This is a genomic window from Enterococcus sp. AZ141, from assembly GCF_051714385.1.
Classification (GTDB): Bacteria; Bacillota; Bacilli; order Lactobacillales; family Enterococcaceae; genus Enterococcus_D; species Enterococcus_D entomosocium.
Window position 1 is genome coordinate 1,969,169 of the sequence record NZ_JBIORT010000001.1, and the last position, 12,211, is coordinate 1,981,379.

General features: G+C 41.4%; 1 protein-coding gene. It reads left to right on the top strand.

Annotated elements, in window-relative coordinates:
• Positions 1–150 precede the first annotated feature (150 nt).
• Positions 151–12,108: a KxYKxGKxW signal peptide domain-containing protein gene (locus IGI89_RS09220; protein WP_438735565.1), complete on the top strand. Its 11,958-nt coding sequence runs from the start codon at positions 151–153 to the stop codon at positions 12,106–12,108.
• Positions 12,109–12,211 lie beyond the last annotated feature (103 nt).

Consider the following 12,211-nt stretch of genomic DNA (forward strand, 5'->3'; position numbering starts at 1 on the left):
TTGGAGAGGTTGCTTTTTTTTGTCCCGATTCTGGGACAAAACGTAACTTTTTTACTAGCTATGAAATAATTAGTTATCCTATCTTCTAAATAAATAGGACTTGGGGAAGTTTATAAAACATTTTTACGAAAGGGGAGAAAAATAAACGTAATGAGTAAAAAGAATAATTATCGAAAGTTGTTACGCTCCAATAAAAGTGAACGCTACAAGATGTATAAAAGCGGAAAACATTGGGTCTATGCAACGATCACTTCTTTTACTGGCATTGCTGGATTGAGTATCGCGCCAATCGTGGCACATGCTTCAGAAATCACACCGCCATTAGATGCAAGTAAAGAAGCAAATGCCGAGAATGTCTTGGCAAATAAAACGACGACCAAAATACCGGCTTCATCGACACAAGAAAGTGAAGCTACTTCTCAATCTGAAAGCACACAGCCATCGGATAGTTTTTCTGAATCCGAAAGTATTACCCAGTCACAAAGTGCAACAGAGTCAACTAGTTTAACCGAATCACAGAGTGTGAGTGATTCAGAAATTGAAAACAATGTTACCACTATTGAAGAATCCCAAAGCACTTCTGAATCAATGAGCCTTTCCGAGGAGGAGAGTGTGTCTGAATCAGAGAGTTTGAGTATCTCAGAAAGTACCTCGATTTCAGAAAGTGGTTCGTTGTCGTCAAGTGCATCAGAATCGACTAGTCTATCGATGTCACGATCTACCAGCGTCTCTCATTCAACGTCAGTAAGTCAAAAGAACCCACCAAAACAAACAGTCTCCGAAAAAAATAAAGTAGAATCGCAAAAAGCACAAGATCTCTTTGATCAATTAGTGCCGAAGAAAGTACAAGCGTCGGTTGACACTACAACGAATTCATTAGAGATAGTAGTCAAAGATGGCAATTCACCAAGTACATCTTTGATACGGGCAGCGCAACAATATGCTAGTGCCAATAATTTGATTGCAAGTTTTGCAATTACCACCCAATCGGGGCAGATCATTAAAATCAATGTTTCTGCAGATCCGGATATGGGTCGAGAAGAATTTGAGCAGGCAATCAATGATGGAAATAAAACCAATTCACCTTCTGGGGTAACAGTTGATGTGCCAGACCAAGTGAAGAATAAAGATTTATATAAGCAAACCGCTATTGCTAATGGCACTTATGCCGCAGTTACTGACTGGGCTACCTTAAAAGCAGCATATGGAAATTCTTCGATTACCTATATCGAGGTAACCGCCAATATTACAGCGGCTACCAATGTGGCAACTCGTGATTTGGGTTGGCGCGAAACGAGTGTGATTATTGACGGGAATGGTTTTACAGTCAATATGGCAGGAGCAGCGTTTAATGTAGGGGCAAGTTCTACGGTTCGCGGTTCTATTTTTACGATCACAAATATTAACTTGATTCATTGGCAGTCAGGCACCAACTCAGGAGACAGTGGGACAGGTACAGCGGACGCTGTGATCGATTCAAGGTCGGCAACAGGTGGTTATGGATACTGGTACTTCAATATCGATAATGTCACTCTCGAAGGACGAGATGGTGTTAGCGGAACAGATACTGCTTATCAACCACGACGACTACTGGATGCTGAGGATAGTCAAGTGACTTTATCAGGCAAAATCGTTGCCAATGTAAAACAAGAATTGATGCAAATTGGGGAAGTAGCTATCGCTAACGGATCCCATGTAGAGTTGAATCGAACAGCTGGTACCACTGGTTATTCCATGTTTTACTATATGGCCATCCGAGGGAACAATGCGAGTGATACAGGATTCAACCATACCTTTAAAGTAGGTGATGGAGCGACAATTATTGGGAACGAACTTAGTACCTATAATAGTAACAACTATCCCCTTGTCTATTATGGATTTAACTCAATCACTGTTGGAGATGACGTAACCTGGAAACAAGACGGCTTCCAAATGCTCCTTGATTTTTCTCGTTATTCAGGAAGTCAATCAAATGACCGAACTGCAACTTTTGGACAAAATTTACAAATGACGGCTACGCGTACAGTAGGTTCTAACTCGCTGAATGTCACAAATAGAGCGGTTGTTACATTTAATGCAGGAACGGTACTTGATTTGCAACAATGGAATGCCAATACTGTTGTAAACGTTGATTCTGGCGCAACCATTCGCTTTATTTCACCGCGAGCATTGCACTTAGCACGTTTAACTTCTTCAGGAGCTGTTTCGGCTGGCCGATTGATTACAGGTTCGGGAACATTTGTCATGAATAATTCTCAGATTAGTACATGGCAGGGCAGCAGTAGCCAAACCGCTGCTCCAGAAGGAAACCGTAACTTAAAATTCGTAGAGATGACTATTTCAGGTACGACAACCACCATTAAAGATACGGCTGGAAATGTTACTACATCTAATATTGTAGATACTTCTACCCGTGAATTAGCAACTGTTGCTATTGCACCAGGAACTGTAACTGTAAACTATGTTGATCAGTATGGCAATATTATCAAAACTGTTGATATGCCAATTGATCCAGACGTTAATTACATTGGTGAGTATCTTGATTTGCAAACGTTGGAGTATGCCAATGATCTAATGCCTGATAATTATATGTGGGCAATTGGTACTCAAGTCGCTAGTTCTGCGAAAAACGATGGCCAAAGTGGCGGAGATAGTACGACTAATGCCGATAATGGGGATAGTTATGGACAAGCGACAGTTGCGATCGTTCCGATGGAAAACACCAATTATACCTATAATATTTATGTATACGGTGTTGCTAATAATTCGGTTCAGTACCAATATGTTGACGTTAAGACAGGTCAAGTGATTTCTTCTGAGTACATGAATGCTGGTACCGAAGCTTCAGGAACAGATAGAGTTCCTGCAAACTACGGGAATGTTATTGATTGGACCAATAGTTACTATACTTCGACGAATTTACCTCCTGGTTACTATTATGCAACAGGTGCAGTATTAAATGGCAATGTACAGCCTGGATCTACTACAGTAGGAACAAGTGCGAGTCTAACCACTATTTACGTTGTAGCAGATACACAAACAGTCAATGTAACATTTGTTAATTCAGATGGTCGTCCATTACAAAACCAAACTGGCACAGTTGCCATCAATGGGACGACCGGCCAAGAAATAAGTTATGAGGATTTAATTGCGGATTACCTCACTCAAACCGGTTATTATGCAGATCAAACAGGGACATTTGTTTTTGATAATACTAGCAATAATGGTAGTACGACAGATAGTGATCAACAGTTTATTACGATCACTCTCTATCCGTCTTATCAAGAAGTCGGTGTCGTTGGAAATAATCAACCGGAATCAGATCCTGCTACAGGGGAAGCATTTGAGCAAATCCCGGGAACAGTCACTGTTGGAAAATATGGTACTTCTGGCGTTTCAAACGAAAGTATCACTCTTGGTGTAACAGATGCAGATTTAGAGAGAAATGGATATATTTATACGGTTACAGGACCAGATGGAGTAGTCTACAATACATTAGCGGAAGCTATGGCTGCCAATCAAACTTTTGATACCACCAGCAATGGAGCATCTCAAATGGATTCTTCACCTCAGATGTTCACGGTCAATTATGAACAAGATCCGGTATCTTTGTCTACTTCAGAGTCTGTTTCGGGAAGTGAATCATTATCAGAATCCATTATTACTTCTACTTCAGAATCAGAAAGTGTTTCTCTTTCTCAATCGATTTCAGAAAGTGACTCTTTATCAGAATCGATCTCTGTTAGTGATTCAGAATCAATGTCTACATCAATGAGTGAGTCTGTTTCAGTTTCAGAATCAGAGAGTGACTCATTGTCATCGTCTATTTCAGAAAGTGAATCTGATATGAATGATTCGACATCTGAATCATTATCAACATCAATCTCTACTTCAACTTCTTTAAGTGATTCAGAATCGGTTTCGATCTCATTGAGTGACTCAGAATCAGCGTCTCTTTCAACAAGTGAATCTATTTCAGTGTCGGACTCAGAGAGTGACTCGTCATCGACCTCTATCTCAGAAAGTGAATCAATGTCTCTTTCAATTTCGCTTAGTGATTCAGAATCTTTATCAGAATCCCTGTCTGAAAGTATTTCAACATCGATTTCATTGTCGGATAGTGATTCAATGTCAGAAAGCCTTTCAGCATCAGAATCGTTATCCATATCAGCTAGTGTTTCTGAGTCAGATTCAGAAAGTGATAGTTCTAGCTTTAGTGCCTCTGTTTCTGGATCATTGAGTAACAGTACAAGTGATTCTGAAAGTTTATCTTTATCTGAGTCAGTATCAGTTTCACTCTCGCAATCACTCAGTGAATCCACTTCACTGTCATTGTCAGAGAGTGATTCAGTATCAGAAAGTATTTCAGCATCAGAATCATTATCGGTCGCAATTAGTGAATCTGATTCTTCTTCGCTTAGTGAGAGCATTAGTTTCAGCGAATCTATTTCTGATTCATTGAGTGCCAGCATGAGTTTATCAGAAAGTTTATCGGAATCAGACTCGATCTCAAATTCAATTAGTACGTCGATGTCATTGAGCATTAGTGAAAGCAATAGTGAGTCTACTAGCGAATCAGCAAGTTTCAGTGGCAGCACAAGTGTAAGTAACAGTGATTCCACAAGTGTAAGTACGTCAGCTAGTGCATCAACATCTGTAAGTATTAGCGAGTCAATCAGTACCAGCACATCAGTTAGCGATTCATTATCATTAAGTAACAGTGAGTCAATGAGTTTGAGTACCTCGCTTAGTGATTCATCCTCATTGAGTGCCAGCATTTCGACATCATTAAGTGCAAGTGACTCTGCAAGTTATAGCGGCAGTACGAGCGTAAGTAATAGCGATTCGGCAAGCGAAAGTATATCTGCAAGTAATTCACTTTCAGTAAGTATTAGTGAGTCAACAAGCCTGAGCACCTCGATTAGTGATTCATCATCATTGAGCACAAGTGTTTCGACATCCCTAAGTGCGAGTGATTCAGCAAGTTATAGCGGCAGTACGAGTGTAAGTAATAGCGATTCGGCAAGCGAAAGTATATCTGCAAGTAATTCACTTTCAGTAAGTATTAGTGAGTCAACAAGTGAAAGTACGTCAATCAGCGATTCTGCATCATTGAGTACAAGCATTTCGACATCCCTAAGTGCGAGTGATTCAGCAAGCTTTAGCGGTAGCACAAGTGTAAGCAACAGTGATTCCACAAGCGCAAGTACCTCAAGTAGTGAATCAACATCTACAAGTATTAGTGAGTCGACAAGCACCAGCACATCGATCAGCGATTCGTTATCAGTAAGTACAAGTATCAGTAACAGTGATTCGGCAAGTGCAAGTACGTCAGTGAGTGAATCAACATCTGTAAGTATTAGTGAATCCACAAGCACAAGCACCTCGATCAGCGACTCATTATCATTGAGTACAAGTGTTTCATCTTCCCTAAGTGCGAGTGAATCAGCAAGCTTTAGCGGTAGCACAAGTGTAAGTAACAGTGAGTCGACAAGTGCAAGTACGTCAAGTAGTGAATCAACATCTACAAGTATCAGTGAGTCGACAAGCTTGAGCACCTCGATCAGCGATTCATTATCATTGAGTACAAGTGTTTCATCTTCCCTAAGTGCGAGTGAATCAGCAAGCTTTAGCGGTAGCACAAGTGTAAGTAACAGTGATTCGACAAGCGCAAGTACGTCAAGCAGTGAATCAACATCTGCAAGCATTAGTGAGTCAACAAGCACCAGCACATCGATCAGCGATTCGTTATCAGTAAGTACAAGTATCAGTAACAGCGAATCAACAAGTGAAAGTACGTCAATCAGCGATTCTGCATCATTGAGTACAAGCATTTCGACATCCCTAAGTGCGAGTGATTCTGCAAGCTTTAGCGGCAGTACAAGTGTAAGTAACAGTGATTCCACAAGCGCAAGTACGTCATCGAGCGAATCAACATCTACAAGCATTAGTGAGTCAACAAGCCTAAGCACATCGATCAGTGATTCATCATCATTGAGTACAAGTGTTTCTTCTTCCCTAAGTGCGAGTGATTCAGCAAGCTTTAGCGGTAGCACAAGTGTAAGTAACAGTGATTCGACAAGTGCAAGTACGTCAAGTAGTGAATCAACATCTACAAGTATTAGTGAGTCGACAAGCACCAGCACATCGATCAGCGATTCGTTATCAGTAAGTACAAGTATCAGTAACAGCGAATCAGCAAGTGAAAGTACGTCAATCAGCGATTCTGCATCATTGAGTACAAGCATTTCGACATCCCTAAGTGCGAGTGATTCTGCAAGCTTTAGCGGCAGTACAAGTGTAAGTAACAGTGATTCCACAAGCGCAAGTACGTCATCGAGCGAATCAACATCTACAAGCATTAGTGAGTCAACAAGCCTAAGCACATCGATCAGTGATTCATCATCATTGAGTACAAGCATTTCGACATCCCTAAGTGCGAGTGATTCAGCAAGCTTTAGCGGTAGCACAAGTGTAAGTAACAGTGATTCGACAAGTGCAAGTACGTCAAGTAGTGAATCAACATCTACAAGTATTAGTGAGTCGACAAGCACCAGCACATCGATCAGCGATTCGTTATCAGTAAGTACAAGTATCAGTAACAGCGAATCAGCAAGTGAAAGTACGTCAATCAGCGATTCTGCATCATTGAGTACAAGCATTTCGGCATCATTAAGTGCGAGTGATTCAGCAAGCTTTAGCGGTAGCACAAGTGTAAGTAACAGTGATTCGACAAGTGCAAGTACGTCAAGTAGTGAATCAACATCTACAAGTATTAGTGAGTCGACAAGCACCAGCACATCGATCAGCGATTCATTATCAGTAAGTACAAGCATCAGTAACAGTGAATCAGCAAGCCTGAGCACATCAGTCAGTGATTCATCATCATTGAGCACAAGTATTTCGACATCTCTAAGTGCGAGTGATTCAGCAAGCTATAGTGGTAGCACAAGTGTAAGTAATAGTGATTCCACAAGTACGAGCACGTCGATTAGCGATTCATTATCAGTAAGTACAAGCATCAGTAACAGCGAATCAGCAAGTGAAAGTACGTCAATCAGCGATTCTGCATCATTGAGTACAAGCATTTCGGCATCATTAAGTGCGAGTGATTCAGCAAGCTTTAGCGGCAGCACAAGTGTAAGCAACAGTGAGTCCACAAGTACGAGCACGTCGATCAGCGATTCATTATCAGTAAGTACAAGCATCAGTAACAGTGAATCAGCAAGCCTGAGCACATCAGTCAGTGATTCATCATCATTGAGCACAAGCATTTCGACATCTCTAAGTGCGAGTGATTCAGCAAGCTTTAGTGGCAGCACAAGTGTAAGTAATAGTGAGTCCACAAGTACGAGCACGTCGATTAGCGATTCATTATCAGTAAGTACAAGCATCAGTAACAGCGAATCAGCAAGCTTTAGTGGCAGCACAAGTGTAAGTAATAGTGAGTCGACAAGCACCAGCACGTCGATTAGCGATTCAATGTCTGTAAGTACAAGTATCAGTAACAGTGAATCAGCAAGTGAAAGTACGTCAATCAGTGATTCATCATCGTTGAGCACAAGCATTTCGACATCCCTAAGTGCGAGTGAATCAGCAAGCTTTAGTGGTAGCACAAGCGTAAGCAACAGTGAGTCGACAAGCGCAAGTACGTCAGTGAGCGAATCAACATCTACAAGCGTTAGTGAGTCAACAAGCTTGAGCACATCAATCAGTGATTCATTATCATTGAGTACAAGTGTTTCGACATCTCTAAGTGCTAGTGATTCAGCAAGCTTTAGTGGTAGCACAAGTGTAAGTAATAGTGAATCAACAAGTACAAGTACGTCGATCAGTGATTCACTATCATTGAGTACAAGTATTTCAGCATCCCTAAGTGCGAGTGATTCAGCAAGTTACAGTGGCAGCACAAGCGTAAGCAACAGTGAGTCGACAAGCTCAAGTACGTCAGTGAGCGAATCATCATCTACAAGCGTTAGTGAGTCGACAAGCTTGAGCACATCGATCAGTGACTCATCATCACAAAGTGCAAGCATTTCGACATCATTAAGTGCGAGCGATTCTACAAGCTTTAGTGGCAGCACAAGTCTAAGCAACAGTGATTCCACAAGTACGAGCACGTCGATCAGCGATTCATTATCTGTAAGTACAAGCATTAGTAACAGTGAATCAACAAGCCTGAGCACATCAATCAGTGATTCATTGTCATTGAGTACAAGTGTTTCGACATCTCTAAGTGCGAGTGATTCAGCAAGCTTTAGCGGAAGCACAAGTGTTAGCAGTAGCGAGTCCACAAGTGTAAGTACGTCATTAAGTGATTCATCATCGCTAAGTACAAGTGTAAGCAACAGTGACTCGACAAGTACGAGCACGTCGATCAGCGATTCATTGTCTGTAAGTACAAGCATCAGTAACAGTGAATCAGCAAGTACGAGCACATCAATCAGTGATTCATCATCATTGAGCACAAGTATTTCAGCATCCCTAAGTGCGAGTGATTCTACAAGCTTTAGTGGTAGCACAAGCGTAAGTACTAGTGAATCGACAAGTGCAAGTACGTCAGTGAGCGAATCAACATCTACAAGTATTAGTGAGTCAACAAGCACTAGCACGTCGATCAGCGATTCATTGTCTGTAAGTACAAGCATCAGTAACAGTGAATCAGCAAGTACAAGCACATCAATCAGTGATTCATCATCATTGAGTACAAGTGTTTCGACATCTCTAAGTGCGAGTGATTCTGCAAGCTTTAGCGGAAGCACAAGTGTTAGCAGTAGCGATTCCACAAGTGTAAGTACGTCATTAAGTGATTCATCATCGCTAAGTACAAGTGTAAGCAACAGTGACTCGACAAGTACAAGCACGTCGATCAGCGATTCGTTATCAGTAAGTACAAGTATCAGTAACAGTGAATCAGCAAGTACAAGCACATCAATCAGTGATTCATCATCGCTAAGTACAAGTGTAAGCAACAGTGACTCGACAAGTGCAAGTACGTCGATCAGTGACTCGTTATCTCTAAGCACAAGTACTTCGTTGTCATTAAGTGCGAGCGATTCTACAAGCTTTAGTGGCAGCACAAGTGTAAGCAACAGTGAGTCAACAAGTACGAGTACGTCATTGAGTGACTCATTATCAGTAAGTACAAGTATTAGTAACAGTGAGTCAGCAAGTATTAGTACTTCACTAAGTGATTCATCATCATTGAGTACTAGTGGTTTAATGTCACAAAGTGCAAGCGACTCTGCAAGCTACAGCGGTAGCACAAGTACAAGTAATAGTGAATCAACAAGCATTAGTACGTCTGTGAGCGATTCACGGACTAGTGAAAGTCAAAGCTATAGCAGCAGTACTTCAGCCAGCTTGAGCATGAGTACTAGTGTCAGTACTTCGGTTAGTGACTCTGCTTCAATTAGTACAAGTAGCAGTAATAGTGAATCGAATAGTTTGAGTACGTCAATTAGTGATTCACGTTCAAGTATGAGTGAAAGCTTTAGCAGCAGTACCTCAGCAAGTATTAGTCTAAGTACTAGTGACAGTACTAGCTACAGTAGCAGCACCTCAGCAAGCATAAGTACAAGTACTAGCGATAGTACAAGTATTAGTAATAGTGCTTCTGAAAGTATGAGTGAAAGCTTGAGTATCAGTACATCAATGAGCGACTCATCGTCAATCAGTGCTAGCTTGAGCAATAGCGATAGTCTTTCAGAAAGCAGATCACTAGCAAGTGAAAGTCAAAGCTACAGTAGTAGTACTTCTGCGAGTCTAAGTCTCAGCACAAGTACTAGCAGTTCATTAAGTGATTCATCGTCAACTAGTGCGAGCGACAGCTACAGTTTGAGTAATAGTTTGAGCCAATTGACAAGTGACTCACTTTCCGAAGGTATTAGTTTAAGTAATAGCCTAAGTAATAGTTTCAGTCAAAGTACTTCAGCTAGCACGAGTTTGAGTTCAAGTACAAGTCTAAGTGAACAATTATCTCAATCAGTCAGTGCCAGCGAGTCACGGAGTGATAGCCTAAGCTATAGTAGCAGCACATCAATTAGTACGAGTGAAAGTAGCAGTACTAGCTTGAGCGAATTACTATCTCGTTCAACCAGTGCCAGTGAATCACGGAGCAATAGCTTGAGCCAAAGCACAAGTACTTCGTTGAGTGGCAGCAACAGCTCTAGCTTAAGTTTAAGTGAAATGAACTCTCAATCTAGCAGTGCGAGCGAATCACGGAGTGATAGTGTAAGCAATAGCATGAGCACATCAACTAGTGACAGCTTAAGTTCTAGTACGAGTGTAAGTGATTTACTTTCTAGATCAGAGAGTGCAAGTGAATCTAGAAGTGATAGCCTAAGCTATAGCGGTAGCACGAGCGTAAGTAACAGCTTAAGTTTAAGCGCAAGTCTAAGTGATTTACTATCTAGATCTGAAAGTGCCAGCGAATCACGTAGTTTCAGTACGAGTGATAGTGCAAGCACATCACTCAGCAATAGCGATAGTGCAAGTGATAGCTTAAGCGATCTATATTCAAGATCGAACAGTTCTAGCCTTTCAACCAGTGACAGTACAAGTACAAATGATTCTGTCTCAGCAAGTGCTAGTGAGAGCACCAGCATTTCACAATCTACTAGTACAAGTCTAAGCGAATCGGCATCAATCAGCACATCGCTTAGCGAAAAACAAGAAGTGATTGAATCTCAAAGTGTGAGTGCTTCGACAAGTGATTCACAAAGCTCTAGCACCAGTGAATCAGTTAGCGTCAGCATCAGTACTAGCGAAAGCGAGCGGAATAGTACGGAAGTTACACCTAGCGAATCAACCTCCATTAGCGAAAGCATTAGTACAAGTGAAAGTGTCCGAGATTCCGAATCGGTTAGTTCAAGTGACAGTACAAGTTTGAGTCAATCTATGAGTACGAGCGATCAAGCCTCCGCTTCTGAAAGTACAAGCAACAGTTCTAGCATTCGTGATTCTGAGTCTGAAAGCGCAAGTATTTCTACGGAAGAAAGCCGCAGCTTCAGTACAAGTGAGTCGATTTTTGCAAGTGAGAGCACATCAATCAGTCAAAGTGACAGTACAAGTATGAGCGAATCAGCTAGTGAAAGTACTAGCATTAGTGACAGTGAACGTGGTTCAATGTCTGATAGTGCAAGTGTAAGTGATTCGACTTCAACCAGTGACAGTACAAGTGTGAGTGAATCTGTTAGCGAAAGTACCAGCATTAGTGACAGTGAACGTGGTTCAATGTCTGATAGTGCAAGTGTAAGTGCTTCGACTTCAACAAGCGAAAGCCTAAGTGTGAGTGAATCTGTTAGCGAAAGCACCAGCATCAGCGATAGTGAACGTGATTCAATGTCTGATAGTGCAAGTGTAAGTGATTCGACTTCAGCAAGCGAAAGCCTAAGTGTGAGTGAATCAGCAAGCGAAAACACCAGCATCAGCGATAGTGAACGTGATTCAATGTCAAATAGTGCAAGTGTAAGTGATTCGACTTCTATCAGTGACAGTACAAGCGTAAGTGAATCCGCAAGCGAAAGCACCAGCATCAGTGATAGTGAACGTGATTCAGTATCACTTAGCGCCGAATCAAGTGATTCAGGGTCAACAAGCGACAGTCTGAGCGCTAGCAACTCGGCTAGTCAGAGTGAAAGCTTTAGTGCCTCTGATCGAGATTCAGTCTCCATGAGCGCTAGTGAATCAATCAGCGATAGTACCAGCGTGAGTGACTCTGCTTCGCTAAGCACAAGTACAAGTGATATCAACTCTGATATCGTCAGTGAATATCACAGTAATAGCTTGTCTGAGAGTCTATCAGAGCTGCAATCACAATCAACTAGCCAAGATCATTCACTTTCGGCAAGTGAGTCTAACAGCGGCTCTACTTCAACACCATCAAGTTCTGATCAGAACAATGGAGTAAATGGAAATACAATAACGCCAATTGGCAACACAGAAGTAGGGAGTCATACGACCGGTGCAACTGGTTCTACTCTTCCTAAGACTGGCGAATCTGATGCAAGTGGTATTCAAATGTCTCTTGCTGGAATTGCCACGCTGTTAGCTGCTATTGCTTTAATGAAAAAGAAAAAAGATGAAGCAAAGCGTGAAACAGAGTAACTCGTTAGTTTTGTTTTGTGAAGAGCTAGGATAAATTTCCTAGCTCTTCTAAAATGATAAAAGTACTTCTATTAAATAAAAAAGCATCACAGTTAGGCAAACT